This is a genomic window from Salinispora pacifica DSM 45544, assembly GCF_000378845.1.
In the GTDB taxonomy this organism is placed as follows: Bacteria; Actinomycetota; Actinomycetes; order Mycobacteriales; family Micromonosporaceae; genus Micromonospora; species Micromonospora pacifica.
Genome location: NZ_KB905360.1, coordinates 23872 through 50155, shown reverse-complemented (window position 1 = coordinate 50155; position 26284 = coordinate 23872). Strand labels below are relative to the sequence as shown.

The window sequence follows — 26284 nt, the reverse complement described above, 5'->3', positions numbered from 1 at the left end:
ATCGGCGAGGTCGTGGACAGCACAGCCGGCCGATTCCTCGATGAGCTGGCCGAGCAGGCGTCCAAAGCCGCTGCGGAGATGCTCGAAACAGTCGTCGCCGGCTGGCTGTCCATTGACACTCCCAGCACGTCGGAGTCCTGTCGCCTTAACGCGGCGGGCGACGAGCTGGTCTGCGATGGCGTTATCGGATACCTGCGCGCCTACACCAACTGGGCGGTCGCGGCAATCGCGGTCGGCGCGCTACTCGTAGCGGCGATCAAGCTGGCCCTGAACCGTGATGGCCGGGACGCCGGATCCGTAGGCAAGGGCCTGGCGGCGATGGTCGTGCTCGCCGGCGCGGGAGTGCCGGCGGTGCGGTACCTCATCGAGATCGGCGACGAGTACTCCACCTGGATCCTCAACGCCTCCGCCAACGACGACCTCGGGGCGCGCCTCCTCCTTCTAGCCCCTGCCGCCAGCCAGGTCGCCACGTCACCGCTGATGACCATCGGCATCTCACTGATGCTGTTTTTAGCCACGATGGTGCAGCTCCTACTGCTGCTGGCCCGCAACGCCGGGTTGATCCTGCTGTCCGGGCTGTTGCCGTTGGCCGCCTCCGCGGGTATCTCCGGCTCCGGCCGCTCAATACGCGACCGGTACCTGACGTGGCTACTCGCCCTAGTGCTCTACAAGCCCGCCGCCGCCACGATCTACGCCACCGTGTTTTGGCTCATCGGTGAGGGCCAGAGCATCACCGACCTACTGACCGGCCTGGTCATGTTCATCATGGCCATCGTCGCGCTGCCGGCCCTGATGCGGCTGATCGCACCACCGGTAGGCGTCCTTTCCGGCGGTGGGGGCGGCGGCGCTGCGATCGCCGCCACGGCCGGCGCGGGAAAGCTCGCCACCGGCGCGGTACGCCTGGCCTCCGAGACCGGCAACCGACCCGCCGGAGACGGCGGCACGCAGTCCGGTGCGGGAGGCCGTCCGAACGGCGCCGGTCCCGGTACCGCGCGTCCGGCCCCCCAACCGTCCAGCGGCGGCCCAGCTCCTAGGGCCGCCATCGGCGGCACGGGCACGGCTGCCAGCACGGGCACGACCGCGGCGACGGCGGGCACTCAGGCCGGGAGCACCGCAGCGGCCACCAGCACCAGCTCGACCGCGGCGGCCGGCGCGGCCGGCGCGGCGGGACCGGCCGGTCTCGCCGCCGGCGCGGGGGTAGCGGCGGCTAAGGCCGGGCCGGCTGCGGTGCGCAAGGTCGGCGGAACAGCCTCCGGAGCGATTGATGGTGAGCACACGTGAGTAGCGGGGTACAGGAACGCACCAGCGGGCAGCAACGCACCTACGGCAACTGGCGGCTGGGGCGCGGCGCCGGCCTGTTCGGGCTGGGCCCGACCGGCACGATCGCCGCGTTCGCGGTCATGGTGCTGTCCGCCGTGATGATGCCGGTGTCCACCCTCGCGGCGCTGATCACCGCGGTCGCCGGGCTGCTCGTCCTGGCCCCCCTGGCCGTGCGCGTACACGGACGCACCGGCTTCCAGGCACTCGCCGCCCGGGTGGCGTGGTGGCAGGCCCGCGCGCGCCGCCACCACGTCTACGTCTCCGGGGTCGCCTCCCGGGTCACCGCCGCCCACCAACTGCCCGGGGTCCTGGCCCGCAGCGAGGTGTGGGAGGTGGAGACCGGCCGCTCCGGAGTCGTGGCCGTGGTCGTGGTGCCGCAGAGCCGGCACTACACCGTCAGCCTGCGCTGCGCACCAGAGGGCATGGACCTGGTCGACCAGAGCAGCATCGACGCCCGCGTCGGACACCTCGCCTCGTGGCTGGCGGCACTGGGCCGCGAACCGCACCTCGTGCAGGCACAGGTCACCGTCGAGACCACCCCAGACCCCGGTACCCGCCTCGCCGCGGAGGTAGCCGCCACCAGCCGCCCCGACGCCCCGCAGCTGGCCCGAAAGGTCCTCGACGACGTCGTGCGCTCCTCACCGGCCGGAGCAGCGACCGTCGACACCCGCGTGTCGCTGACCTACACCGCGCCGGCCGGCCGCTCCATGTCACACGAGGACGTGTGCCGGGAGGTCGCCGCGCGACTGCCGAACCTGCACGCCGGTCTCACCGGCGCCACCGGCGCCGGCATCAGACCGATGAACGCGCGCAACCTCGCCGGCGTACTCCGCGCCGCCTACGACCCCGCCGCCGCAGTCGACCTCGCCCGCGACCCGCACCTGACCCCCGACTGGACACACGCCGGGCCCGTAGCCACCCGGGAGGGCTGGGACACCTACCGGCACGACTCCGCGGTCTCACGTACCTGGTGCATGACCGAAGCCCCCCGCGGCGCGGTGGACTCACGGCTGTTCGCCCGGCTCACCGACCCGGACCCGCAGCTGCTACGCAAACGGGTCACCATGCTCTACCGGCCGTACTCCCCCGGCGAAGCCGCTCGCCTCGTCGAGTCCGACAAGCGCGACGCCCGGTTTTTGGCCGGCAAAAAGCACCGGCCCAGCGCCCGCGATCTATCCGACCTCGCCGCCACCGAGCAGGCCGCCCAAGAAGAGGCCACCGGCGCCGGCGTCACACGATTCGCGGTGCTGGTCACCGCCACCGTCGCCGACGACACACAGCTGGAGGAGGCCACCGGTGTCATCCAGGCCCGCGCCGGCGAGGCACGCCTGACACTACGGCCGATGTACGGCTGCCAAGCCGCCGGGTTCGCTGCCGGGCTACCCGCCGGCGTGGTCCTGCACACCCACGCCACGATCCCCTTCTAAGGACCCGGCATGAGCCCATCCCGCACCCCCCGCCCACCCGGACGGCCCGGTAGCCGCCGACCCGGCCGCCTCGGCCACGCCGGGCCCGGCGGCGGCACCTGGTCCTACATCGAGGCACCCACCGAATACCGGGGCACCACCGTGCAGGTCTGCGGACTGTTCCCCTTCGGCACCGGCGCCTCCACCCCCATGACCGGCGTACCAATCGGCCGGCACCTCTACACCGGCAGCGCGGTCTGCTTCGACCCGATCTCCTGGTACACGAGAGCGAGGTTGATTAACAACCCGTCGGTGTGGATCGAGGGCGAACCCGGCATGGGCAAGTCCACCGCGGTGCGGCGGATGGTCCTCGGCCTCACCGCCCAAGGCGTCACGCCCCTGATCCTCGGCGACCTCAAACCCGACTACGCCGCCCTGGTCCGCGCCCTCGGCGGGCAGGTCCTACGCGTCGGGCCCGGCCTGGACCGGATCAACCCCCTCGACGCCGGCCCATGGCGCAACGTGCTGGACCGCGTCGACGAGCGCACCGGCGCCGTGGTGCGGGCGGCGGTCACCGACCGGCGGCTCAACATGCTCGTCGCCCTGGCCACCCTCGTGCGCCGCGGACCCGTCACCTCCGACGAGACCACCGTCCTGTCCGCGGCCCTGCGCTACCTCGCCGAACGCGAAACCGATGACAGCCAGCCCGTGCTCTCCGACGTCCTGGCCGTCATCGCCGACGCCCCCGCCGACGTCCGCGCGGTCACCCTCTGGCAGGCCGACGAAGACCTGCACCGGTTCCGGGAGGACACCAACGGGCTGCGCCGCACCCTGCTCGCGCTGCTACACGGCCCCCTCGGCGACACATTCGAGGGGCAAACCACCACCGCAATCCGACTCGACACCCCCGCCGTGTGCGTGGACATCAGCGGCATCGACGACACCGACGAACTGCGCACCGCCGCGACCCTGCTCTCCACCTGGTCCTACGGGTTCGCCCAGGTCGACGCCGCGCACCTGATGGCCGACCTCGGCCTCGCCCCCGCCCGCACCTTCTTCACCGTCCTCGACGAACTGTGGCGCGCGTTGCGGGTAGGGCACGGCCTGGTCGACCGCGCCGACGGCCTCACCCGCCTCAACCGCCAAAAAGGCACCGGAACCGCGTTCATCACCCACTCCCTGGCCGACCTGGAAGCCCTACCCACCGCCCACGACCGGGCCAAAGCCCGCGGCTTCGCCGAACGCGCCGCCGTACTAATGATCGGCCCCTGCTCAGAGCAGGAACTAGACGCCGTCTCCCGCGTCCGCCCGCTCTCACACGCCGAACGCCGGGAGGTGCTGTCCTGGTCAGCGCCACCATCCTGGACCGCCACCGAAGACAGCGAAACCGTCGGCCGCGGCAACTTCCTGATCAAAGTCGGATCCCGGCCGGGTATCCCCGTGCACCTGGAACCCACCGACACCGAGAAGGACCTGGGTAACACCGACTTCCGCTGGACCATGACATGAGCCGCCGCCCGGCCGGACCTCGCGGTAGCCACGACGACGCCGGACTCATCGTCGGCGCCATCTCCGCCCTGGCCCTGGCCCTCGCCACCGCCGCATGGCTACCCGTCGCGCTCGTGCAGCCCCCCGGCTACACCGGCGGCGGCCCCATCGCCACCACCGCCGCCGTGCTGCGCGGTGACATCACCTGGACCACCACCTGCACCCTCATCGCCGCCGGCGAAGTCGCCGCCCTGGTGCTGCTGACCACCGCGGCGGTAGCCGCCTGGCGGTGGACACGCCGCCGCCGCACCCGCGTCGATGGCGCCGCCCGCAAAATGGCCTCCCGCGCCGACCTGGCGCATCTCGGGCCCAAAGGCGTCGCCGACAGCGGCCGGCGGCTGCGCCCCAGCCTCGCCGACGTGACCCGACCCGACCCCGACCAGCTCGGCGTGCTCATCGGGCACACCGTCGCTGGCGGCATGCCGCTACGCCAATCCTGGGAGGACATGGCCGTCGACATCTGGGGACCACGCACCGGTAAAACCACCAGCCGGGCCATCCCCGCCATCGTCGCCGCCCCCGGCCCCGTCCTGGTCACCAGCGTCAAAGGCGACATCGTGGATGCCACCCGCGACATCCGCGCCCATCGCGGCACCGTGTGGGCGTTCGACCTCCAACACATCCTCGGCTCCGGCCAGCACATGTGGTGGAACCCGCTGCGCACGGTCGCCACCGTCACCGACGCCCGCCGCCTCGCCGAACACTTCGCCGCCGCCGAACGCGAACCCGGCGTCAGCCGCGACGCCTTCTTCGACCCGTCCAGCGAGGAACTTGTCGCCAACCTGCTGCTCGCCGCCGCCGTGGCCGGCCGCGACATCCTCACCGCCTACCGGTGGGCCGTCAGCCCCCGCGACGACGAACCCGCCACGCTGCTGCGCGAACACGGCTACGACCTACCCGCCGACGCCGTCGCCGGTGTAGTCAACATGCCCGACAAAACCCGCGGCGGTATCTACGCCGGCGCCCAAAAAATGCTCATGTGCCTCACCGAACCCGCCGTCACCGCCTGGATCACCCCACCCACCCGCGGCGGCATCCGCGAGTTCGACCCGGCCGCATTCGCCACCAGCACCGACGTGTTGTACCTGCTGTCCCAAGGCGGACCCGGTTCCCCCGCCCCACTCGTCGCCGCCCTCACCGACGCGGTCCTGCGCGCCGGCGAACTACGCGCCCGCGCCTCAGCCGGCCGGCGCCTCGACCCGCCGCTACTGAGCATCCTCGACGAAGCCGCCAACATCTGCCGCCTCCGGCAGCTCCCCAACCTGTACTCCTACTACGGCTCCCACGGGCTGCCAATCATCACGATCCTGCAGTCCTACCCCCAAGGCATCGACGTATGGGGCCGTGAGGGCATGCGCAAACTTTGGTCCGCGGCGAACATCCGCACCTACGGCGGCGGCGTCGCCGACCCTGACTGGCTGGAGGAACTGTCGAAGTTGATCGGCGAGCACGACGTCACCACCCGGTCAACCAGCAGCAGCGGCACCGGATGGGGCCAACGATCCGTCTCCCACGCCACCCGCCGCCAACGCATCCTCGACATCTCCGACCTACACGCCCTACCCCGCGGCCGAATGATCGTCTATGCCTCCGGCGCCCCACCCACGCTCGCCCGCACCGCCCCCTGGCAAACCGGCCCCCACGCAGCGGCTATCCGCGCGAGCATCGACCACTGGGCCCCCCACACCGACTGGACCCTCACCCCCAACACCCCGCCGGAGCCCATCACATGACCACCCCGGCCCCCGGCCCCACAACCGACCCAGTCGCCGACCTGACCACCCTGCTCGACCAACTCACCGGCGACCCCGACGAACCGACCCCGCAGCAGGACCAGGCGGCAGAGCCAGAGCCGGCTTTCCGCAACGTCGACCAATTCGTCGGCGGCTACCTGGTCCACGTCCTCGAACGACGCGTCGCCTCCGGACCCACACCCGGCATCACCTGGTGCCCCCGCTGGTGGGCCCACCCCGAAGCCCTATCCCGCCTCTACGCCCTATGGCGAGCCTGGGAAACCCTCCGCATCACCGACCCCGGAACCGGCATGAGCATCTGGTGGCGCGACCACCTCGACCCACACCTCACCGCCCTCACCAGCGACGCCGGACCCTTCAGCCGATGCGGACCCGACAAACACCGAGACCCCAAACCCCTACCCGCCGAACCCGCCCCAGCCGACGTGCTAGCACAGCTACCCGACGCCTAACCCCAGACTCATACAGCTAACCGTCGTGCCCCGCCGCCACTGCGGACCCACCACGGTGACCGGGCACAGATACATCAGGGGCAAGGTGACCCGGACCGGAGCGCCGCCAGGCGCGAGGACCGGAAGCACCGCGGCAGCACCTGAGGGGCTTGTGCCACGACCATCGCGGCCGGCTACAGCGGCAAGGAGCGGGGTGGGCAACCCTCACGTACACTGAACCTGTGTCCAGGGCAGGCAGGAGCGGCTAACCCCTTGAGCCGCCACACGCGCCACTAGCCGAACCTGCCCAAAATCAAAACACCAAGGTCGCCCCCGACCGGACTGTCGCCTGCGGAGGAGCATCAGGCGAATACGGTACGCCGGGAAGCACCGCAAAAAGGTGGATCACCTGAGCAACCTCATCCGGCTATCGCTTCTGACTACTGGACAGATGGCACTGGGAGTCCTCGGGAATATGGCCTACGACCTGCTGAAGTCACTGTTCAGCATGGGCTAGTGAAGGTCATCACCCGGCGGGCGCGGCCCCGTTGCCCTTGAGCGCGGATGTTGACCGACCGCTGGTACGCAAGAGCGAGTACCGCCAGCCGCGGGAACCAGCCGGCGGGGCAAACCGGTAGGCGGGAAAGCAACATTTCGGCTCGTCGTTGTTGCAGGGGTAGCAGAGCAGCCCACGGACCAAGTCGGTGTCGTGATCGTGGTCGATGACGCGAGGGGTAGCGCGGCGGCAGATCGCGCACACGCCGCGCTGCTCGGCGAAGAGAACTCCCCAGACGTACCAACGCGGCGGACGGTCGTCGGGCCATGTCTGCAGTGGCCCGGGATTGTGCCGTACGGCCTCCGCGGCTGGCCACACGGTGCGGTTACGGCACCGCTGCGTGACCGGTACGGCCAGGAGCGGGACCGGCTGCCCCTGTAACGGCAGGCCACGTTGATAGTGACAGCGCGCCTGGCCGGTGCGCGAGTCCCGCACGTGGTAGCGGCCGTCGACGCCCACCGCAGCAGTCGGCGAATCGGCTGGCCGTGCCCCCAAGTGCGGACACATCTGCTCGGTCGCGAGCGGCGGAAAAGGGTCAAAATCGCACCGCTGCTGCTGTGGCAATTGTGGATCTTGATCGCTGGCTGAAACGATACTGGCGATCACGACCCCGTCACGAAGCAGTTGCGCGACAGCACCGTCGCTGGCCAGGCGAACCGCAGCCGCTAACGCTGCTGGATCGTCGGCGGGTACCTGATGGGTCACCACGAATCCCCTCACCGTCACCGACACTTCTCAGCGATACACGATCCTGATCGCCGGCACCGCTGGTCGACTTCAAAGGCCAGGCGGAGCGGTACGCCCCCGCGCGGACGGTACCCGGCTGGGGCTAGGGCTGCTCGACTGTGCGGGGCTGATGCCGATTCCACCTAAGCGGCCCGGCTCGCCTGCTCCCACCGCCCCGCACTCGACTGCGATACGTCAATGTCACTGCCTTCTGCGATGCTTTCCTTCGTCTGGTGTGGAGCGTGGCTGGATCGAGGTGGTGCCACGGTGATGGGGCGATCTCACGCGCTGTCCGGGGCGGTGGTGTGGCTGTGTGGGTGTGCGGGGGCCGCGGTGTGGGGCGCCCAGCCCGCGGCGGGAACCGTTGTGGTGGGTGCGGCGGTCGCCGCGGGTGCCGCGTTACTGCCGGACATTGATCATCCAGGGTCGGTTGTTGCGCGGTCGTTGGGCCCGGTGACGCGGATGATCGCCCGGGGGACGGCGGCGGGGGCTGCGGCGTTACGACGCTCGTCGTGTGGTTGTTGCACGGATCGGGGTGGGCATCGGGCGGTGACTCACACGCTGGTGTTCGCGGTGACCGCCGGCCTGGTGGTGTCGCTGGTGTGCTGGCTGGGGGGAGATGTGGCCGCGGCGATTGTCGCCGGGTTGGCGGCGGCGTTGGCAGCGCGTGGGTTACTGCGCCGCCGTACGCGGGGGATGTTCGGTGTGGCGGGAGTGGGGCTGCTTGTCGGGGTGATGGCGGCGGCGCTGCCGGGCCCTGGGGGTGGTTGGTGGTGGCTGGGTGTGCCGTTGGGGTTGGGTTGCCTGACTCATTCCCTCGGCGACGCGTTGACGCACTCACGGGTTCCGCTGTTGTGGCCGATTCGGGTACGAGGCTGCCGGTGGGCGGCGTTGGGTATGTGGGCGCCGTTGCGGTTCCGCACCGGGTCGGCGGTGGAGCTGCTGCTGGTAGTGCCGGCGCTCGTGCTCGCGGGCGGGTTCAGCACATGGATGCTGGCGACCGCGTAGGCAGCCTGCGGGTTCCCGCTCGGTGGGGTCTTGTCGCAGCACCGTGGTATCGATGCACGTCTGCTAGTAGTGGCGAGATCACGGAGCTGTCATGCCCTTCGTCAAGGCGCACAAGCGAGGCGGGAAGCCGGTCCGCGGCTACTACCGCCTGAACTCGATCTGGAACTTCTGGTTCGGGCTGATCCTGATGCTGCTGTTCTTCGCCTACGTCAGCAAGCACCAATAGCGGCCCCACGCTGGGTCGTCTGTGCGAAACTTCGCCCCGGCCGGGCCCGTGCGGCCCGGAGGCAGCGGCCCTGGAGCAAGCGGGGGCATCAGCGTGAGCACTGGGCCCAGTCGACGTGAAAGCGCAGCTCAGCGGCGCTGATCACGTGATCGACGCGCTGCCGCGGCGCTGGATGTACCAGTGGCCGGCACTTCGAACCCCGTAGAAGTCATCAAGGCCAGTTAGATACTATTTCTGCGACCGCAAAGGGTTTAGTCGGGGGACGCCGCTGCCAACTAGCAACGACGCCCCCACACTGTTACCGCTTACGTGAGTGGCAGCTCACGTTGAGCAACAGGATCAGCACGAGGAGCCCAACCCCAAGGTTGGGGTCCTCGTTGCTGGTCAGTGCCTCAAAGGCAGAGACCAGCTCACAGGCCACGCCAAGCTCTACAGCTAAGGCGATCTTGCGCTTTTCCTGTTCCTCGGGTGATTCCACCATCGACCCCTTCCGTCGGTTACCTCGCTACGGGAGCCCGTAAGAGGCCCGCGATCCTGCGGACCCCGCCGTGGCACCGAGTCGGGAAATCGGACGGTCAAATACACCGGTTCCACACCGTACCGGAAGCCCATAACTGGTTGTCCGATGGTCGATGGCTGAGCATCCGGCGGCCCGCAGGCGTCAGCCCTCGGCGGGCCAGCTCCAACTGCGCCTGCAGGTCGGTGCCCAATAACAAACAACCCGCGAAACTTGGTCTTGACTGATTAGTTCCGCGCAAACGGGCCTACGGCGATCGCCGTAGGCCCGTTGTCGTTGGTCTGACGAGCAGGGGGATCGAACCGAGGCCGATCAGGCGATGTCGTCGTCCTGGTGGTCGACGACATCACCGAGAGCCTGCCCGAGCCGGCGCATCGCGTGATCGACGCGCTGCCGCCCTGACCACGGGCGCGGGCGCGGTCACTGGTACCCGATCCGCAGGCCCGGCACCTCCTGGGCGATGCGGGCCACCACGGCCCGATGCCACGACGCGGGGAACTCGACCTCAGGATGCGCTGCGCGGTACTCCGCATCCGAGCGGTACGTTGGCACGGCCGGGTCCGGCACGTCCAACAGCTTCTCGACAACGCCACCGACGAACTCGGCAGTGCGCCGCTCCAGGTCCTCGATCGCCAGCCTCACCCCATCCGGGATCGGGTACTTGCCCTGCTCCCAATGGCGCACCGTGCGCGGGCTGACGCCCAGGTGCGCGGCGAGCCAATCGCCCGTAAGGCCAAGGTGTTCCCGGACCACCCGAAACTCGGCGTCGGTCATCCGCTCGTCCTCGGGCATACCGGGCGGGTCGGCGTAGTCGGCCATGTGTGACTCCAGGATGAGACGACGCCCGCGCGGCTCCGGCTACGCGGGCCGCACGGGCGTCAGTGATCAGATCGTCTTGTCGTGACGGTTCGCGATCTCATCGAGATCGACCCCGTCCACAATCGCCTTGAGGTCCAGGCGCCCATCCTCGTCGACGGGCCAGCCGTCGAAGTCCCGGTCGGCGGCGTCGTATGGTCCGATGAACTCGTCCCCGGACAGGACGACACTGTCGGGCAGCGCACCATTGATCGCGGCGCGGTAGTCACCAACTACAGCGGCGAAGTCGTAGTCGTCGACAAAGTCGCCGAGGTAGTCGGCGACTGACTGCTCCACGCTGAGGGAAAGGGACTCGATGCGGTTCCAGGTGCCGTAAACGGTTGTGATCATGGCCGGTTCCTTCCGGTTGGGTCTGGGGCTACTCCCCTGACCGACACCTCAATCTTAGCTTCCTATTTTAGGAAGCGCAAGGTTTTGGTGGCGTGTCCGATGCGACTTTCGGGCGGGATCAGCGTCGGCGACGGAGACGCTGCGACACTGTCGGCGCCGGGATCCCCGTCGCCCGGCCGATCTCCGCCTGGCGCACCCCGTCATCTACGAGCCGTTGCGCCACCCGCGACCAGCGTTCAATGTCCCCCTCAGCGTGGGCGAGTGCCGCAATCTCCGCCACGCTGAGGGCGCGCCCCCTGCGCGCCTGAGAGCCAGTCGCCACCCGACTCGCCACCCGCTGCGGACGATGCTGACCCTCGGCGGTCATCGCCGCCCGCGCGCGATCTGGGTCCCGGCTGGCCTCCAAAGCACGGCGCCCGCTACTGCCGGCTTGTGCCTGTGGCATCGCCGCGAACCGCTGCTGTGTGGCGGGAGAGGCCAACGATTGCCCACTCGACAGGCCATGCCGGCGGCGATACTCCGCCGCAGTAGTGCCGTGGGCGTACCAGGCGTGGGTGCCCAGCGCCCGCTTCCACGTGCCGCACTCGTGACACCGCAGCAGCTCGCCGTCCTCGGTGGCCTCAAGCATCGCCCATCGGCTGTGCCCGTCAGGGTCACCGGGAGTCGGCTCAGCGGCGGTCATCGCCATCTGCCTGCTGGAGATCTGTTCGCCTGCCCTGCATCTGCAGACCCGGCACCTCCTGGGCGATGTTCAAGGGTCTCGGTACGGCCGTCGTCGCGGCGAGCCCGGGCACGCTCTAGCGCCCTGTACACCGTCTGGCGCGACACCTCGAACAGTTCGGCCAACTCGGCGACGGTGTGCTCCCCGGCGACGTGCAGCTTGAGTAGATGCGCCTGCCGTGGGGCCGACAGCTTCGGTGCCCGGCCCTTGAGTTTGCCCTTGGCCCGGGCGATGGCCATGCCCTCCCGGGTCCGCATCCGTAGTAGATCGACCTCGAACTCGGCGAAGGTGGCCAAGATGTTGAAGAACATCTTGCCCATCGGGTCAGTCGGGTCGTAGACCATCGTGCCCAACTGCAGCCGGATACGGCGCGCGGCGAGGGAGTCACCGATCTGCCGGGCGTCCGGGACGGACCGGGCGAGCCGGTCCAGCTTCGGTACAACGAGCGTGTCACCGGGCCGCACGGCGGCGAGGGCCTGGTCCAGGCCGGGCCGGGCGCGGTTGGTGCCGGAGTACGCCCGGTCAAGGTAGATCCGTTCGGCCGGCACCCCGAGGTCGAGCAGGATCTGGCGGTTGGCCTCTAGATCCTGCTTGTCGGTCGAGCAGCGGGCGTATCCGATCAGCACGGCGGTCACGGGTGGAGCGTAACGGATAGCCCCCCACCACCGGACAAACCACCGGACACCCTATCTGAGACAGTCTTCGTCGCTGGTGGACGCGTGTCGTCGGCACTGCCGGCGGGTGTCCGTTGAGGGTTCCCCTAACGGGACACCAGCTCAACGACCGTCGATCGCCCCGGGTGGCCCGTGAAGATCAACCATTTGGCCCCTGGTGTCGTCGTTCTTACCAACACCCCAGGGGCGATGAGGACCGGCGATCCCGGCACCGGTGTCACCGGCGTCCTGGGCGGGTTGCGATCCCTGGTAGGGGCGATGAGGACCACCCAGACCGTCGCCCTGCTCATCGCACGGCTCCCCGCGTTGCGATCCCTGGTAGGGGCGATGAGGACCCCGTCACCGGTCACGTCCGCTCCGACGATCATGTGTTGCGATCCCTGGTAGGGGCGATGAGGACCACGAGCTGATCGCCGTCCTCGCAGCAGCATTCCAGTTGCGATCCCTGGTAGGGGCGATGAGGACCGAGGCCCGAGACCAGCTCAACCAGCGGTTCCCCAAGGTTGCGATCCCTGGTAGGGGCGATGAGGACCCGGACGGCCACGCGTGCCCGTCTCGGTTGGCGTGGGCCGGTTGCGATCCCTGGTAGGGGCGATGAGGACCCGATCAGGTGGAAGAGCGCGTACAGGTCGTCACCACTGATGTTGCGATCCCTGGTAGGGGCGATGAGGACCATGGATCGCCGGCATCACCGACGCCCACCCGATCCGGTTGCGATCCCTGGTAGGGGCGATGAGGACCCCGCCGCCCCGAGCTGATTTCCGGTCGTTCCTGCACCGTTGCGATCCCTGGTAGGGGCGATGAGGACCCCGCGCTTGGGTAACTGACCCAGCCCGCCAAATCTTGTTGCGATCCCTGGTAGGGGCGATGAGGACCGCGTGCTCGCCGGTGGCCGCCTGGTCCGCTGGTTTGAGTTGCGATCCCTGGTAGGGGCGATGAGGACCACACCAAGGTCATGTTCGCGCAGGACCCTGGCATCGCGTTGCGATCCCTGGTAGGGGCGATGAGGACCCCGGCAGGTTCCGCAACGCCCGCAGCCACGTCTCGTTGCGATCCCTGGTAGGGGCGATGAGGACCTCTGAGTTTGAGCGGATCACCGGACGCTCGTTTGTGGTTGCGATCCCTGGTAGGGGCGATGAGGACCTCGCCACGGTACTGGCGCGGACAGCGCCGTGATGTATGTTGCGATCCCTGGTAGGGGCGATGAGGACCCTGTCCTGCGTGACCAGCGTGGCGAGGAACGCCGTCGTGTTGCGATCCCTGGTAGGGGCGATGAGGACCCTCGGGCTAGAGGTCCCTCTCCCGGTTGGCTGATCTCGTTGCGATCCCTGGTAGGGGCGATGAGGACCCCCCAGCGTTAAGTCCCTGGTCATGGGCCCTCTGACTGGCCGGTTCCGTGCTCAATTTGCAGCGAACCTCCGGTAGTGCAATCTACCTCGGCATGTCGCTGAACCGGCCAAGATCACAAGATATCTGAAGGGCTGGGTTGAGACCGCCCCCACTCCTGCCGCTGACCAGTCGTGCCGGGAAGGAACGTGTAGACGAGTACGCTGTCGTACGACGCGTCGATCGCTTTGTCGACGGCGCTCCGGAAGCGGCGGAGTTGTGCGTCGCTGAGGTTGCCTTCGAACACGCTGCGTTGGACGTGGTGCAGGTACTGGCGGCAGGTTCGCAGGATTCTGGGGTTACGGTTCGCGGCGGTGTCGTAGACGACGATCACGTACACAGGTCACCACCAGATCCGGAACGGCTTGTACGGCTCGCGTTCCAGGCAGTAGCGGGCCAGCCGCAGCGCCTCCAGGTACAGCAGTTCGTCGTAGGCGACCTTCCGGCCGAGGCTGCGGTGCTGGACCGTCTTCGCCAACTCATCGCGTACGGTCTGCACGACCAGCTTCCGGCCGTTTTCGCTGAGCATGGCTTGGTTGACGTCAGAGTCGAAGTGGTGAGGTTTGAGCTGGTCCCGGCCGGCCAGTCGCAGGAGCAGTCGTTCGGCGAACAGAGGTTTGAACACCTCGGCCAGGTCGAGGACTAGCGAATGTCGCTGCCGCTCCATGGTGCTGTGCAGGAAGGCGATGCCGGTATGCAGTGGGGTCAGACGCAGCGCGGTCAGCACTCGGGCGTAGACGATGCCGTTGACGTATGAGATGAAGGCGTTGCCAGCGTTGCGCGGCGGTCTGCGGTGCCGGCCGCTGAGTTGCAGCCATTCGGGCAGGCGAGTGTCGAGCACCTGCCACGCGGAGCGGCGGAAGGTGCCTTCGGCGCCCATGAGTTGGCTGCTCGACTCCGCCACTCGCACCGATGTCTTCAGCGTGTCGTAGGGCTTGTCGAGCAGGTCACGGTCAACGACGCGGCGGACGTTGAACGCGGTGGCGATCACCAGGTCCCGGGCGATGGGGAGGCTGGCGTGCGGGTCGGTGGCGAGCTTGGCCTGGGCGATAACTGTCTCGCCGGAGGTGCTGGTGTCGCTGGTGAGCAGGGAGCCGGCGTAGTCGCCGTAGTGGCTGAGAAAGTGGAGGTTGACGCGATGCCGGTTGAACAGGGAGACGACGGCCGTGTTGATGTCAACGGTGGAGCAGGCAACGATGTCGCGCACGTCGGTGATGGGGATGTGAACCTTGTCGCCGGTTTCACGTTCGATGACGAGGGACTGGTCCTGCCGTCGAATGCGGCAGGCGGTGGTGAGCCAGTAGGTGCGGCTCGCGGCTGGCATCAGTCACTCCAGCAGTAGTCGAGGAAGCTACATCCGCGGCAGGCGCTGCGGGTCAGTCGGGGCGGCGGGGTGTCGGCGGAGACGACGGCGAGGGCTCTGTGGATGTCGGCCCGAGCCTGTTCGACCTCGCTGGCGCCATAGATAATCTTCTTCGTACGCCGGGTCTTGGGGTAGTGCAGGACCGCCCCTTGTGCCGGGACGTCGACTTCGTGCAGCTGGTGGCAGTAGTGGATGGCCTGTGCCTCATCGGCTGGGGGGGGCCGGGTGGAGGACTTCACCTCGTGAACCCAGTGCTGGCCGTCCATGTGATCGAGTCGGGCTGCACCGAGGTCGACCGGTGCGTTGCGCTGGTAGGAGGTGTCGTGCACGGCTTCGCCCAACTGCACGGCGATGTTGAGGTGTTCGGGGCGGATGCCTCGGGCGTAGAGCCAAAGCTGCCGTTGGCAGTGGTAGAGGTACTTGATGTGCACGCCACCGATGTCTGCTTCGCGCATCAGATCACCTCGCCGGGCTGATACCGGTTAGCCCCGACGGTCCCCCGGATCGCGGTAAGGCCCCGGTCGGGGCGGTAGTCGCCATCGATGATTTCGACGCCGAGGGATCGATCCAGGCGGCTCAGACCGACTGCCCAGCCGGGCAGCGGGATAAGCCAGTCTGCAGCGAGCAGGCGGCCTTCGGCGCGGCCGGTGGCCGAGGTCAGCGCGGCCTCATATTCGGGCAGGTCTTCGAGCAGGACCGCTTCCGTGCCGTCGAACATGCTGTCGAAGGCATCGGCGAGGTGGCTGCGATCGTCGTACGGTCGCTTGAAGGTGAGGAAAGCCTGTTGGAAGTCGACACGAGCGGTGTCGACCTGGTGCCGCCACTCCTGTCCCCAGGTGCTGGCGTAGATCTCGTCGAGCCACTTCGTGGCGTGTTCCTCGTCCACGGCGAGGTCGGCGTGCTGGTGGAGGATCCACATCGCCGCGCGGGTGGGTTCGCTGTCGTAGACACCGTCGGCGTAGTCGACCTGCCGGCCCTCGCCGCGGCGGGGGCCGAAGGACGGCTCGTGCACGACGACGTCGGCGGGTTCCCGGGCACCGGCCCGGTTGACCCGCCCGAACCGTTGCAGCAACGCTTCCAGCGGCGCTCCGGAGGTGAACAGCAGGTCGAAGTCGACGTCGAGGGAGACCTCCACCACCTGTGTCGCCACGACGAGGCCGGGGAACCGACGCCCGGAATGGGTTCGGTGAGCGCCGTACCGGTCGATGATTTTCCGCTCGACGCGGGTGCGGTCCATTCGCCGGAACCGGGAGTGCAGCAGGAGGGCACCGTCCGGGCCGTGTGCGGCGATGGCGTCGGCGGCTAGGGTATCGAACACTGTCTGGGCGTCGGCGACATTGTTCGCCACCATGAGTACGGAGCGGCCTGCGGTCAGGTGAGCTCGGGCTTCCCGCAGGGCCTCGTCGTCGGTGAGGTGGTGCGGGCGTAACCGGAGCCGGTGGCGGGGCAGGGTCAGCCCAGCCGGAGCAGTGACCAACTCGACCGGATCTCCGATGGCGTCCCGGACCAGGTCCGCCAGCACGGCCGGCAGGGTCGCCGACATCACCGCGACGCGACCACCGAGCCGCACCCAGATTCCCGCGCCGGCCAGGATGAAGCCCAACCGCTTTGGGTCGTACGCGTGCAGCTCGTCGAGGACGAACACCGAGTTGGCCGAATCGAGCAGGATCCCAGCGTGCGCCGGCCCAGCCAGTGCCGCGCGCAGCAGCTGGTACGGCGTACCGACCCGGACGGTTTCGCGGAAGAGTTCGGTGGCTGCGCGCCGAGCTACCGCCTTGCGGGCGGCGTACAGCGGCAGCGCTCCATCCGGGCCGGGGGTGTCCGGGTCAGCGCTGGCGGCTTCGTCGATCGCGGTGGCGAGGTGGTACGACGCGGCGCGGGAATGCGCCACGCCGACGAGTTCCCGGTCGCCGAGTACGCCGACGAGGCGGTCTGCCATCGCGTTGATCGACGCCAGGTAGGGCAGAACGAGGAAGACCCTCGGTGCTCCCGCGCCGGCGGCGATGAGGTCAGTGACCTGCCGGGCGGCCCAGAACAGGCCGGCCTCAGTCTTGCCGCTGCCGGTCGGCGCCCGCAGCAACAGGTGCCCCCGCAACGCGCCGGACTGCTCTTGGTGCGGGTACGGCCGCCGGCCGTTCTCACTGAACCGCTGGCGTAGCCGTTTGGAAAAGCCCGGGCCGATGGGTTGCGTGACATGCAGAGTGCTGTGTGCCGACGACAGATGATCGGCAAGGGTGACGGCGCCCTGCAGCAGGATGGCGGTCAAGCCCTCATCGGCGGTTGCCCGGCGGCGACGCCACCGTCCCAGTACGTCGGTCAGCACCTGATGTGCTCGAGCCACGACGTCAGGGCCGATCACCGTGTCGTCGGCACGGTCGGCGGCGAGGAGATGTCCCCCGGCGTGGATCAGCCAACGCTCGAGTGCCGCAGCCACTGCCGGGTCCACTGGGCCGAAACGCTCGCGGAAGTCGGTGAGGGTACAGCCGCCGTACAGGGTCATGATCGACCGGAGGCCGGCCCCGGTCGGGCTGGTCAGCGGGCGGTGGTGAGTGACAACCGCCTCCGCCACCCACAGCAGCAGCCCACCATCCGGCACCAACGGTGGCAGGAAGCCCAGAGACAGCGCTTCGTGCCGCTCGCCCCACGGCCCGCCGCCGGTCACCATGGCCTGAAACCCGGCAGGGACCTTACCGGCGTCGTGAGTCAGCGCGGCAAGCAAGGACACCGGCCAGAACCGTTCACCCAAAACCGGCTCGGTGACGGCGATCGGCCCGATCCGGCGCCGCAAGTCGACGGCCGCGCCCAGCGTGGCATCCAAGTGCTCGATGAGCAGCTCGGCCGGGCGTCCCAACCGGGCACTCTTGGCTAGGACACGGTCGAGAACCTGGTCCACCCCGCTACGCCTCCGCCAATCGCCCGGACGCTGCCGGCTCGGCGTGCGTGGGGTGAGTTGGCGGTAGCAGGACCACCACCTGACCGCCGGCGGCAGACCAGCCGGACGGCACCCGCTCGGCGGAGCCCGCCTCGTGGTAGCGGTAGTCGTCCCACCGGGTGCGGGCTCGGTCGAGCGATACGGCGGTTGGCAGACGCATCCGGGTGCCCGAACGCGTCGCCTCCCCCGGCAGCAGCGCATGGCCCTGCCGGCCGCCGCCCGGTTGCAGCTCCGCCTCGCGGACCGCGACGGCGACCAGGTCCTGGCTGCGCCCCAACCGCAGCGGCCACACCGGTCGGCGTAGCCGACGCCGCCAGTCGTCAAGGTCACCGACGAGCCAGACGGTGAGTTGCACCCCGGCAAGGAATTGCCGCCCCCGAGGGGTCGGATCCGGCTTACCGCCGGCCGCCGCCAGCGGATGGTACGTCTCCAGATCTTCTCCCCGCCCCCGCGCCTGGAAGGCCATGGCGAAACGGGTGTCCGGGTCGACGCGCCCCCATCCGCCGGCGGCCGCCGCCAACAGTCCACCGACGGTGGCCGGTGGTGGACACGCGAGAGTCAGCTGAACGGCGGCGTAGAGCGGGTTGCGGAACGAGGCGACCGGCGCGGTGACGGTCACCTCCAACGCGCTGACCGGCCTCCCCATCAGCGCTTTGGCTCCTCGAACCAGTCGTCGTGCTCACCCTGCTCGATCCGGTCGGCCAGGGCCTGCAGCATCGTCCGCGGGTGCCCGATCGTCACCTTCCCGTCGGCGACCAGATCCGCCAGGTCGTTGCTCGCCTTGGCCCGCTGGTCACTCAGGAAGCCCGGTGCCCAGCCGAGGATCACCGGCGCTTCCAGCTCGTCTTCCCACGCGTGCAACTCATCCCGCAGGACGTCCGCGCGGAAGACAGTGCGCCCGTCCTGAGCGGCCAGAATGCGGGTGAACGGGTTGATCCCGCCCTTCATCGGGGCCAGCAGCAGCATTGCCGGGGTCCGGTCGCCGTAGTGCAGCGACTGCTTGGCGCCGCCCCGCAAGGCGGCAAGCGTACGCAGCAGCACCGCTGTCCGTCTGCGCCGCTCCGCGATTCCCAACCGTAGGCAGACGGTGTCCCGGAACTGCACTTCGTCGGCTCCGGCTGCCTTGGCTTGCGCGGCTGCTGCGGCTGGCAACGCCACCTTGAGCCCGGAACCGCCGGTCTCGAACACCCCGACCCGTGGCAGATCAAGCAGCAGGTCCCCGGCCAGCTCGGCGCTGTAGAACTCGTGCCAATGCAGCACCGGGTTCTCGCCCGCCGCGAGCCCCCGGCTCATCGTGCCGAAGTCTTCCTTCGGCTGCCGGGGCGTGACCGCGACCATCGTGCCGGTCGCCAGCACGGTGTCCCGCTGGCAGGTGCCCTTACCACCCTTGATCGCCACCATGTACCCGAACAGGTCATCGTCGAGATACCGATCCGGGCGGCCTTCCGTGTACGCCTGCTGCTTCTTACCGGAACCCAACCGGGTCACCGGCGACCGCTTCTCCTCCGCCGGCATCGAGTCCCGCAACCACCGCCGGAACGCCTGCGCCGACACGTACGGATAGACATCACGCCCGATCCGCATCGACTTTGCCTTGCCGACGTTGTCCTCGCTCTGACCATTGTTCGGCGCACCCGCGACGACCTCGACTAACACCTTGCCCGCCAGGAAGGTCATCGTGTCTCCCTGCCCTCGACCAGGTCCTCGTCCTCCATCGCGTCCTCCTCGTCCTCGGCCAGTTCCTTGGCCGCCTGGTCCGCGTCCTGCGGCCGCCAGTCGAGCTGATGCAGCTTCTCCAGCACCGCGAACAGGAACAACTCCCGGTGGAACCACGCCTGGCTGTCCAACCCGGGATCGAACAACAACTCGTACGCACGCGTGCTCACCAACGACTGTCCCGGCACCGAGGCGCCCACGCCGGCCGTCCGCGGACCATGCAACGCCCAGTCCGCCGCCTGCCGACGCAACCATCCGCGCAGCAGAGCCGGCTTACGGAAGGCGGCGTAGAACTTGTTGAACTGCCCAGCGGTACCTTCGCCGAGCAGCTGACCGACCCGATCGGCCGTCGCCCGGATCTCCGCAAGATTCTCCTGGTCCATCCCCATGACCTCATCGACGTAGGACATACACAACGTCACCAGCTCCGACGTACCAGCCGGCAACCGGCCAGCGCACGCTCGCCGACTCAGCCAGCCACTGGCCGTAGCCACGATCCGGCCCGGATCCCGGAAAGCGTTACGCGCCAGCGCGACCACCCCGGGCCGATCCGCAGTCTTGTGCGCCCGCAGCAGAGCGGAGTAGCCGGCCCGAGCCGCCGGCGCCTGGCTGGTTCGCCGAAGCCACTCCGCCAATGGTTGATCCATCACGTGGACGTCGAGCACCTGGCCACGGTTGTTGTTGCTGTAGACCAACAACTCGACCCCGGCGTTCAGCTCATCGCGGTACTCCCGCAGAGCCCGCAGTGCGAGCACCTCCCGGGACGGCGGCTGCCACGGTACGCCTCGCCCAACGAGAATCTCCCGTCGGTTGCGATCCACCTGCTCCGCAACGGTCCACGCCAGAAAATCCTCGTCCCAGCTGTGCAACGCCATCCCCGGACCGCCGCTCAACTGGCTGCCGTACGGCAACGCGTAGAAACAGCACAGACAAGGCCAGCAGAGCGCCATCCCCTGATGACCACGGGGTGTGTTGTTCCGGTAGGCGTCGCTCTCCGCCAACGCCACATCCAACTTGCCGTAGAACCCCACCCCCGGCCGACCGCACAGCACGCACGGGGCTAACGGATCCCGGGCGGAGGACGGGCGGCCCCGCCACTTCCGGACCGCGTCCGCCACTACCGATGGGGCCTTCTTGCCGTTACTCGGGTGGTTCATCGGCGAGTTCGGAAAAAACGACAGACTGCACTTCAGCCAGAAGCCCTCCGGCGCCTTGCTGTCGGGGCCCGTCGCCGCAGCGACAGCATGATCAGCCATCAAGGCCGCTACCGACTCGAGGCGCCCACCCGACACCACCGCCACGGAATCCACCTCGGCCAGCGCCGCCAACGCGTACGCACCGATGCGTTGCAGCGGATGGGCCGTAAGCTCCACGCAGTCCACCAGCGGCGCGTCGCCCTGCTCAGCCGCCATAGTGGTCACGCCTGAATCCATCCGAAGCCCGCCGCGTTTGCCTGCCCCAACCCCCAACTCCAGATGGCCTGCAACGCCTCAACATCGCCGCTCAACCCGGCTTCGATCGGCGCACCCGGCTTGGCACCTCCACCCACGCCGAATGACCGCTTCGGCCCGACCCACGTGATCGATTCCAGCGACACGGTGCTCCGCAGGCCCAACGTCTCCACCTTGCGACGCAGGTTGCCCTGCACGTAAGCCGGGAACTCCGGATCGGTCGGCAGCAGCCACACCCGCTCCCCCGATGCATCGACCTGCGATCTGGCATGGTCTGCCGGTGCCTCGACAACGCCGGCATTACGCCGCGCCGCTACCGTCGCGGGAACCACACCGCCACGCTTCATAACGACCGGTGTGGCAGTCCGCAGCCTCGCTCGCCCCCCAGCGAACTCCGGTGGCGAGACCACCTCCACGTTGGCGATCCGCATCGCCACCCCGCCCCAGTCGAGCATCTCTCGCTGCCGAAGCGCTCTCGCCCACGCCTCCACCACCTCCGGCAGTGGGCTGCCGAACTCCACCACACCCCGACCACCGGCCGCATACCGGCCGCGCTGACGTCGCGCACCAGGAAACACCGGAGCACTGTGCGCGATCGGAGTCATGCCGTAGGGCCCTGAACCCTTTTCGTGTAGCCGCTCTCCGAGATCAGGATGCGCTACCGCAAGCAACTGGTACGCGATCCCCCGCCCGGGAGCCAGCACCATCGGCCACGGAATCTCCGACGCCCGCGTCACCACATGCACCCGCAACCGCACCAGCGCCTCCCTGGGCTGCAGCCAACAACTCGGCCACCCTAGACAGACCCACCGACAAGAAAAGTGATCTGTCACATGAGCGACGCTCTGCGCCAACGCCAGATCCAGCACCCGACGGGACCGAGACTTTGATCATCTAAGCCGATTGCAGCGATACCCCGGGGTAAGCTGCAGCACCGGAGGTTCACCGCAAATGAGCCAGCAACTCCCCCAACACGAGCCCTCTAACCAGGGACTTAAGTTTGGGGTCCTCATCGCCCCTACCAGGGATCGCAACACCGCCAGCAGCCGCAACAGCCCCTCCCCCGGCTCCAGGTCCTCATCGCCCCTACCAGGGATCGCAACTGCTCCAGGTGCACAAGGTGCGCCCGACCCCGGACCGGTCCTCATCGCCCCTACCAGGGATCGCAACCGTCAACCCTGATGGCACGGTGACCGCCTGGGGGCGTGTCCTCATCGCCCCTACCAGGGATCGCAACGAGATGGTGCGTCACCATCTGGTGATCCGGCTGCCGCGTCCTCATCGCCCCTACCAGGGATCGCAACGATGCCGAGTGGGGCAGATTGCTCGGGAGCACGCCGAGTCCTCATCGCCCCTACCAGGGATCGCAACCTGCGTGACCTGCCGTTCCGCCGTCTGGTCGGATCCCGTCCTCATCGCCCCTACCAGGGATCGCAACGAGGGTCCCGATGTTCGGAAAGCGTAGCGGCAGCCAGACGTCCTCATCGCCCCTACCAGGGATCGCAACCGATAATCCGGTCCATAGCCGCAGTACGGACGAACGGGCGTCCTCATCGCCCCTACCAGGGATCGCAACGTCCAGCCGGTCAGCTCCCGATGCACCGTCACGATCCCGGGTCCTCATCGCCCCTACCAGGGATCGCAACATGACCTGCGCCAGGCGCTGCACCTGGTCCGTGGTGTCCTCATCGCCCCTACCAGGGATCGCAACCCCAGGGGCAGCAGCAGCCGGCAGGGCCGCCGCAATACGTCCTCATCGCCCCTACCAGGGATCGCAACTCGTCAACTACGGGCTGTTGGAACAGCTCAACTACGACCGGTCCTCATCGCCCCTACCAGGGATCGCAACGTGGCCTGCTCGACGGTGCCCCCGTCACGGACCCGGTCCTCATCGCCCCTACCAGGGATCGCAACATGCTCGCCGGCGAGGCGATTACGTACGAGCTGGCCGGTCCTCATCGCCCCTACCAGGGATCGCAACAACGACTGCTCGACGCCATCACCGCCGGCCGCATGTCCTCATCGCCCCTACCAGGGATCGCAACCCGCTGATGCCGTAGGCCGCCTGTATTCGTCGGGCGTGTCCTCATCGCCCCTACCAGGGATCGCAACCTGAGGAGTTGGATGAGGGCGAGCGGTGGGCACTGGCGTGTCCTCATCGCCCCTACCAGGGGTAGCCCCAGTACGAACCATCTACCCGGCAGTCCTCACGATGCCCTCGCCTGGCGACGCCCAGGTATGGCTGTTGGCCGGCACCCGTGTCGGGTGCCGGCCAACAGTTTCTTTCCCCCTTGAGGGTTAGGTCTGGTGGTGGTGCCGGGGTCAGCTGGTCCAGTGCTCGGCGACCAGGTCGGCGGCCTGGGTTTCCCACTGGGCGTAGTGGAACGGGTACGCCGACACCTGCACCGTCTGCGCGGCCTCGGTCAGGGGCATGTCCTGCCAGCCCTCGACCTGCTTCAAACCGTTGAGGAAGGCGGTGGTGGAGTACTCGGGGTCGGTGATCTGCTCCACGGTGCCCCAGCCGGAGGACGGGCGCTGCTGGAACAGGCCCTGCGAGTCGTGGTCGTTGCGGTCACCCAGGTGTCCCAGGTTCTCCAGCTTCGACTCCTGCAGGCTGGTGCCGATCGCCACGACGGCGGCACGCTCGCCCATGCCGGCCTTCTTCGTGGCCTCGATGATGGCCTTCACGTTCGCGGTCTGCTCATCACCCAGGTCGATACGCGACTGCTTGCCCTGGGTGCCGTGCGGGATCAGCGTGTCCATGTCCGGCTTCGCCACCTGCACCGCCGCTGCGGCGGCGGGGGTGGGGGTGGTGTCGGTGAGGGTGGCCAGGGGGCCGGCGACGACACCGGTGGACAGGGCCAGACCAGCGATACCAAGCACGCTACGACGCAGAATCGTGTTCATGAGGTGTGCTCCATTCGGGGGTCGACGCCCACGCCCGAAAGGGGGTTCAGGGTGGGTGCGAGCACCGTCGGGCGCTCAACAGAACAAGAAGAAGATCCTCAGGCAACCGCGGCCCTGCGGGGCTCTCACGGTGCCGGGTTCATGTGTAACGACCGGCGGGCCGCCATCATTCCGGGGCTCACGCACGGGCGGCACCCGCCACGGGCGGGGCGCCTCCTCGGTCGTACGCAGGGTGTAACGCCCCGACGCCGGCCGGGATTCCACCACCACCGCGCCCCCGACCACACCCAACCAGGGCATCAACCAGACACCGATGACACTCCTCTCAAGGCATACATCTCCCGCGAGGTAGGCATCAAACGGCTACGAGCCCTGTCGGCGATTAACCGCGGTTAATCGCCGACACTCCGGGGCGGACCAGGCTTCTGAGCAGGCCGGAACTGGATCTAGCATGGGGCGGCATCCGAAGTACCTCGGCCGTGACGGCCAGGGAAGCACACGGAACGGAGCCAACATGACTCAGGTGCATGTCATCGCCAACCAAAAGGGCGGCGTCGGCAAGACCACGCTCGCCGTCAACCTGGGGGCGGTGACGTATGACGTTTTGGTTCACCCCGAGCCAATCCTCCGATCGACCGCTGAAGCGGTGGGTGACCCGGACAGTCCGGTGATGGTTGCCTCCACGGACCCTCAGGCGTCTTCTGTCTGGTGGTCAAAGCGGGTAGAGAAGCACGGCGGATTGCCGTTCGACTTCGCCCAGGTCGACGACCCACGCGACCTTGGCAAGCTACGGAACCTGCACTACGAGCACATCTTCGTCGACACACCGGGGTCGCTAGAGGATGAGCGGATCCTCCAGGCCGCGCTCGACGAGTGCGATGACGTACTCGTGCCGATGGTGCCGGAGCCGCTGTGCTACGACCCCACCAGCCGTACGATCGAGGCCGTCATTGCGCCCCGTGGCATCCCGTACCGAGTGGTCGTGAACAGCTGGGATCCGCGTGACGGTCTGCCTGACCTGCAGCAAACCGCGCAGTTCATCCAGCGCAAGGGCTGGGCCATGTGCAACGCAGTCATCCGCCGTTACAAGCTGCACTCTCGGGCATCTGCCGAGGGAATGGTGGTGACGCAGTATCCGCGGAACCGTGTAGCGATGGAAGCGCGTGAAGACTTCTTCCGGCTGGCGCTGGAGATGGGCTATGGGGGGACAGCAGCAACCCCACCGCAGACCGCGCCAAGCCTCCAGGAGGTCTGACGTGGCGGGGAAACGAATCAACCTGTCAGACCTCGCCAGCGAGCCGGCCCTACCTGAGGCACGCGTTCCCGCCCTTGCCGAATCAGCGCCACGGACGGCTCGCGTACAGCAGATCGCAGCCAACCCACTGAACACCCGAGACCTCGATACCGATCACGCGAAGATCGAAAGCATCGCGGACTCGATGCGAACGCACGGACAACTCCAGCCATGTGCCGTCGTTCCCCGGGAAGCGTTCCTACGGATCTACCCCGAGCACGGACCTGCGGTCGGTAAAGCCCTCTGGGTGCAAGTCACCGGCGGCCGGCGGCGCGCAGCCGCACTGCTGGCCAACCTGGCCACACTCGACATCATCGTCAAGAACCACTTGGCTGAGAGCCGAGAGACCTGGGTCGGTGCCACCGCAGCCGAGAACCTTGACCGGGAAAACCTGGACCCGATCGAGGAGGCGCGAGCAGTTCAACTCCTGGTGGAGGAGAGCAGGACAGGGAAGGCAGCAGCCGAACGCCTATCCCGCACTCCTGCATGGGTGACCCAGCGACTCAACCTGCTCAAGCTTGCCCCGGAGCTGCAGTCGATGCTGAGGTCGGGTGAGGTGCCACTACGAGACGTGCGAGACCTCCACCAGCTACCACCCACAGAGCAACTTGAGGAACTGCGACAGCGCCAGCACAAGCCAGAATTAACCGCGGTTAACGAGACTGCAGTCCCCAAAGCCGCTGTCGACAGCCGAGAAAAAGGCGGACGTCCGCGCAAGGTCGCGTCGGCCATCAGGCACCTCGGCGGCACTCCCGACAAGATCGCGAAGTCGCTACAGGCAGAGATGACACCTGAAGACCTTCGAGCGCTGGCTCAGCTACTGCTGCAGGTTTACACCACTCCTGATGATCAGAAGCAGGTACCGGCTGGCACTGAATAGGCGACTCGCTATTGGCCAGCAGTCCCGGGCGGTGGGCCTTAGGTACGGCTGTTGGCCGGCGCCCGGTTCGGGTGCCGGCCAACAGCGTGTTTTCCCTCTTGGCGCAGTGTTGACTGTGCTGGTCTAGCTGGTGCTGTACTCGCTGCCTAGCCCGGCGGTGTGGTCAGCGACCCGGTCGGCTCACTTGTTGAGCCGCCACTGGTCCACGGTCTCGCCTCGGAGAACGCTGAGTAGTGCCTCTTTGTTCTCGAAGCTGGTGACC

24 protein-coding genes and 2 CRISPR repeat arrays are annotated in these 26284 nt (G+C 68.2%); of the genes, 9 read left to right on the top strand and 15 right to left on the bottom strand.

Features of this window, described 5'->3' with window-relative positions; translation table 11 throughout:
* Positions 1-12: 12 nt before the first annotated feature.
* From SALPAC3_RS0124745 to SALPAC3_RS0124725, 5 genes are read left to right on the top strand one after another with little or no spacing between them, the layout of a single operon-like run.
* The gene (locus SALPAC3_RS0124745; protein ID WP_232430586.1) at positions 13-1281 is read left to right on the top strand and encodes a hypothetical protein; all 1269 of its coding nucleotides are present in this window, start codon (positions 13-15) and stop codon (positions 1279-1281) included.
* The gene (locus SALPAC3_RS0124740) at positions 1278-2747 is read left to right on the top strand and encodes an SCO6880 family protein (RefSeq protein WP_018223852.1); all 1470 of its coding nucleotides are present in this window, start codon (positions 1278-1280) and stop codon (positions 2745-2747) included. Before SALPAC3_RS0124745 ends, SALPAC3_RS0124740 begins: the two co-directional genes overlap by 4 nt.
* A gap of 9 nt (positions 2748-2756) precedes the next feature.
* Complete coding sequence (locus SALPAC3_RS0124735) at positions 2757-4235, top strand: ATP/GTP-binding protein (RefSeq protein WP_018223851.1); 1479 nt, start codon at positions 2757-2759, stop codon at positions 4233-4235.
* Positions 4232-6007: a type IV secretory system conjugative DNA transfer family protein gene (locus SALPAC3_RS0124730; RefSeq protein ID WP_018223850.1), complete on the top strand. Its 1776-nt coding sequence runs from the start codon at positions 4232-4234 to the stop codon at positions 6005-6007. Before SALPAC3_RS0124735 ends, SALPAC3_RS0124730 begins: the two co-directional genes overlap by 4 nt.
* Complete coding sequence (locus tag SALPAC3_RS0124725) at positions 6004-6480, top strand: DUF4913 domain-containing protein (protein WP_018223849.1); 477 nt, start codon at positions 6004-6006, stop codon at positions 6478-6480. Before SALPAC3_RS0124730 ends, SALPAC3_RS0124725 begins: the two co-directional genes overlap by 4 nt.
* Positions 6481-6985: 505 nt before the next feature.
* On the opposite strand, the gene SALPAC3_RS0124720 is transcribed toward SALPAC3_RS0124725, so the two are convergent.
* The gene (locus SALPAC3_RS0124720; RefSeq protein WP_018223848.1) at positions 6986-7474 is read right to left on the bottom strand and encodes an endonuclease domain-containing protein; all 489 of its coding nucleotides are present in this window, start codon (positions 7472-7474) and stop codon (positions 6986-6988) included.
* 465 nt (positions 7475-7939) lie between these two features.
* Here SALPAC3_RS0124720 and SALPAC3_RS0124715 point away from each other — a divergent pair, with 465 nt between their 5' ends.
* Both SALPAC3_RS0124715 and SALPAC3_RS29145 read left to right on the top strand, forming a co-directional pair.
* Positions 7940-8749 carry a metal-dependent hydrolase gene (locus SALPAC3_RS0124715; protein WP_033775167.1) on the top strand — a complete coding sequence of 270 codons (810 nt, stop codon included), beginning with the start codon at positions 7940-7942 and terminating at the stop codon, positions 8747-8749.
* A gap of 91 nt (positions 8750-8840) precedes the next feature.
* Complete coding sequence (locus tag SALPAC3_RS29145) at positions 8841-8975, top strand: hypothetical protein (RefSeq protein WP_018223846.1); 135 nt, start codon at positions 8841-8843, stop codon at positions 8973-8975.
* 298 nt (positions 8976-9273) lie between these two features.
* Here SALPAC3_RS29145 and SALPAC3_RS29015 read toward each other — a convergent pair whose 3' ends face one another.
* The 14 genes from SALPAC3_RS29015 to SALPAC3_RS0124640 form a co-directional block, all read right to left on the bottom strand.
* A complete protein-coding gene (locus tag SALPAC3_RS29015; RefSeq protein ID WP_026185877.1) occupies positions 9274-9453 on the bottom strand; it encodes a hypothetical protein in 180 nt (59 codons plus the stop codon).
* Positions 9454-9912: 459 nt separating this feature from the next.
* On the bottom strand, positions 9913-10311 hold the full coding sequence (locus SALPAC3_RS0124700; RefSeq protein WP_018223844.1) for a helix-turn-helix domain-containing protein: 399 nt from the start codon (positions 10309-10311) through the stop codon (positions 9913-9915).
* Between the two features lie 66 nt (positions 10312-10377).
* Complete coding sequence (locus tag SALPAC3_RS0124695) at positions 10378-10698, bottom strand: hypothetical protein (protein WP_018223843.1); 321 nt, start codon at positions 10696-10698, stop codon at positions 10378-10380.
* A 118-nt stretch (positions 10699-10816) separates the two neighbouring features.
* Positions 10817-11380 (bottom strand): Ros/MucR family transcriptional regulator, encoded by a 564-nt coding sequence (locus tag SALPAC3_RS0124690; protein WP_157632364.1) that lies wholly within the window; start codon positions 11378-11380, stop codon positions 10817-10819.
* On the bottom strand, positions 11377-12054 hold the full coding sequence (locus tag SALPAC3_RS0124685) for a recombinase family protein (protein ID WP_018223841.1): 678 nt from the start codon (positions 12052-12054) through the stop codon (positions 11377-11379). Before SALPAC3_RS0124685 ends, SALPAC3_RS0124690 begins: the two co-directional genes overlap by 4 nt.
* Before the next feature lie 275 nt (positions 12055-12329).
* Positions 12330-13442: a CRISPR direct-repeat array (repeat unit 31 nt; unit sequence GTTGCGATCCCTGGTAGGGGCGATGAGGACC).
* A 113-nt stretch (positions 13443-13555) separates the two neighbouring features.
* Positions 13556-13813, bottom strand: coding sequence for a CRISPR-associated endonuclease Cas2 (locus SALPAC3_RS0124680; RefSeq protein ID WP_232430584.1), 258 nt, complete (start codon positions 13811-13813; stop codon positions 13556-13558).
* Between the two features lie 9 nt (positions 13814-13822).
* Complete coding sequence (cas1b, locus tag SALPAC3_RS0124675) at positions 13823-14803, bottom strand: type I-B CRISPR-associated endonuclease Cas1b (RefSeq protein ID WP_018223839.1); 981 nt, start codon at positions 14801-14803, stop codon at positions 13823-13825.
* Entirely contained in the window at positions 14803-15297 is a 495-nt protein-coding gene (locus SALPAC3_RS0124670) for a CRISPR-associated protein Cas4 (RefSeq protein WP_018223838.1), read from the bottom strand. The genes cas1b and SALPAC3_RS0124670 overlap by 1 nt, the downstream gene beginning before the upstream one ends.
* Positions 15297-17735, bottom strand: a complete 2439-nt coding sequence (locus SALPAC3_RS0124665; protein ID WP_018223837.1) for a CRISPR-associated helicase/endonuclease Cas3 — start codon at positions 17733-17735, stop codon at positions 15297-15299. Before SALPAC3_RS0124665 ends, SALPAC3_RS0124670 begins: the two co-directional genes overlap by 1 nt.
* A gap of 4 nt (positions 17736-17739) precedes the next feature.
* Positions 17740-18420, bottom strand: a complete 681-nt coding sequence (gene cas5 / locus SALPAC3_RS0124660) for a CRISPR-associated protein Cas5 (protein ID WP_018223836.1) — start codon at positions 18418-18420, stop codon at positions 17740-17742.
* On the bottom strand, positions 18420-19451 hold the full coding sequence (cas7i, locus tag SALPAC3_RS0124655; protein WP_018223835.1) for a type I-B CRISPR-associated protein Cas7/Cst2/DevR: 1032 nt from the start codon (positions 19449-19451) through the stop codon (positions 18420-18422). Before cas7i ends, cas5 begins: the two co-directional genes overlap by 1 nt.
* Positions 19448-20902: a hypothetical protein gene (locus tag SALPAC3_RS0124650; protein WP_232430588.1), complete on the bottom strand. Its 1455-nt coding sequence runs from the start codon at positions 20900-20902 to the stop codon at positions 19448-19450. The genes cas7i and SALPAC3_RS0124650 overlap by 4 nt, the downstream gene beginning before the upstream one ends.
* A gap of 5 nt (positions 20903-20907) precedes the next feature.
* Entirely contained in the window at positions 20908-21699 is a 792-nt protein-coding gene (locus SALPAC3_RS0124645) for a CRISPR-associated endoribonuclease Cas6 (RefSeq protein WP_026185876.1), read from the bottom strand.
* Between the two features lie 246 nt (positions 21700-21945).
* Positions 21946-23122: direct repeats of the CRISPR family, unit length 31 nt; unit sequence GGTCCTCATCGCCCCTACCAGGGATCGCAAC.
* A 141-nt stretch (positions 23123-23263) separates the two neighbouring features.
* Positions 23264-23848 (bottom strand): hypothetical protein, encoded by a 585-nt coding sequence (locus SALPAC3_RS0124640; RefSeq protein WP_018223832.1) that lies wholly within the window; start codon positions 23846-23848, stop codon positions 23264-23266.
* A 514-nt stretch (positions 23849-24362) separates the two neighbouring features.
* Here SALPAC3_RS0124640 and SALPAC3_RS0124635 point away from each other — a divergent pair.
* Together SALPAC3_RS0124635 and SALPAC3_RS0124630 are read left to right on the top strand one after the other, a co-directional pair.
* Positions 24363-25103, top strand: a complete 741-nt coding sequence (locus SALPAC3_RS0124635; protein ID WP_026185875.1) for a ParA family protein — start codon at positions 24363-24365, stop codon at positions 25101-25103.
* Between the two features lies 1 nt (position 25104).
* Positions 25105-26022 carry a ParB/RepB/Spo0J family partition protein gene (locus SALPAC3_RS0124630; protein ID WP_018223830.1) on the top strand — a complete coding sequence of 306 codons (918 nt, stop codon included), beginning with the start codon at positions 25105-25107 and terminating at the stop codon, positions 26020-26022.
* Positions 26023-26284 lie beyond the last annotated feature (262 nt).

Excerpts from the sequence above, each read along its gene's own strand:
- SALPAC3_RS0124735 (WP_018223851.1), top strand. The coding sequence starts at position 2,757 with ATGAGCCCATCCCGCACCCCCCGCCCACCCGGACGGCCCGGTAGCCGC.
- SALPAC3_RS0124730 (WP_018223850.1), top strand. The coding sequence starts at position 4,232 with ATGAGCCGCCGCCCGGCCGGACCTCGCGGTAGCCACGACGACGCCGGA.
- SALPAC3_RS0124725 (WP_018223849.1), top strand. The coding sequence starts at position 6,004 with ATGACCACCCCGGCCCCCGGCCCCACAACCGACCCAGTCGCCGACCTG.
- SALPAC3_RS0124715 (WP_033775167.1), top strand. The coding sequence starts at position 7,940 with ATGTCACTGCCTTCTGCGATGCTTTCCTTCGTCTGGTGTGGAGCGTGG.
- SALPAC3_RS29145 (WP_018223846.1), top strand. The coding sequence starts at position 8,841 with ATGCCCTTCGTCAAGGCGCACAAGCGAGGCGGGAAGCCGGTCCGCGGC.
- SALPAC3_RS0124700 (WP_018223844.1), bottom strand. The coding sequence starts at position 10,311 with ATGGCCGACTACGCCGACCCGCCCGGTATGCCCGAGGACGAGCGGATG.
- SALPAC3_RS0124695 (WP_018223843.1), bottom strand. The coding sequence starts at position 10,698 with ATGATCACAACCGTTTACGGCACCTGGAACCGCATCGAGTCCCTTTCC.
- SALPAC3_RS0124690 (WP_157632364.1), bottom strand. The coding sequence starts at position 11,380 with ATGACCGCCGCTGAGCCGACTCCCGGTGACCCTGACGGGCACAGCCGA.
- cas1b (WP_018223839.1), bottom strand. The coding sequence starts at position 14,803 with ATGCCAGCCGCGAGCCGCACCTACTGGCTCACCACCGCCTGCCGCATT.
- SALPAC3_RS0124670 (WP_018223838.1), bottom strand. The coding sequence starts at position 15,297 with ATGCGCGAAGCAGACATCGGTGGCGTGCACATCAAGTACCTCTACCAC.
- cas5 (WP_018223836.1), bottom strand. The coding sequence starts at position 18,420 with ATGGGGAGGCCGGTCAGCGCGTTGGAGGTGACCGTCACCGCGCCGGTC.
- cas7i (WP_018223835.1), bottom strand. The coding sequence starts at position 19,451 with ATGACCTTCCTGGCGGGCAAGGTGTTAGTCGAGGTCGTCGCGGGTGCG.
- SALPAC3_RS0124650 (WP_232430588.1), bottom strand. The coding sequence starts at position 20,902 with ATGGCGGCTGAGCAGGGCGACGCGCCGCTGGTGGACTGCGTGGAGCTT.
- SALPAC3_RS0124640 (WP_018223832.1), bottom strand. The coding sequence starts at position 23,848 with ATGAACACGATTCTGCGTCGTAGCGTGCTTGGTATCGCTGGTCTGGCC.
- SALPAC3_RS0124635 (WP_026185875.1), top strand. The coding sequence starts at position 24,363 with ATGACTCAGGTGCATGTCATCGCCAACCAAAAGGGCGGCGTCGGCAAG.